At 51.0% G+C, this 363-nt stretch carries 1 protein-coding gene; it reads left to right on the top strand.

Annotation, left to right across the window (positions count from 1 at the left end):
* Positions 1-177: 177 nt before the first annotated feature.
* On the top strand, positions 178-363 hold a 186-nt coding region (locus ACP5PX_RS08365), incomplete at its 3' end, for a hypothetical protein (RefSeq protein WP_428085487.1).

Genomic DNA, 363 nt, shown 5'->3' on the forward strand with positions numbered 1-363 from the left:
GTCTTGACGGGGTGGGGGGGCCCCCCCATTATCATCTTGGTCGCCATCAAAGGAGGTGATGAAGGATGGCGACCTGGAGGAAAGGAGTTTTGTTGACCATTACAGCTGTTGTTGGTTTAGTCCCGACGTTTAACCAGCTGAGCTTCGCCCAAACAACATCAGCGCAAGAGGGTATTGGTGACATTGCCCAAAGGCGGTGAGATAAGCGACGTTGAACTGCTTCAAGTTAAAGGAGAGGCACTTCCTTACTTGGTCAAACTATTTATCGATCTTCTCGTCGGGGCAGTGACCGGAGCGTTCATTGGAGCAGGTGTTGGAGCAATGAAGGCGCAGTGGTTTGACGAAGAGCACGGTATAGATAAT

The sequence above is a fragment of the Hadarchaeum sp. (SeqCode) genome, assembly GCF_049969415.1.
Classification (GTDB): Archaea; Hadarchaeota; Hadarchaeia; order Hadarchaeales; family Hadarchaeaceae; genus Hadarchaeum.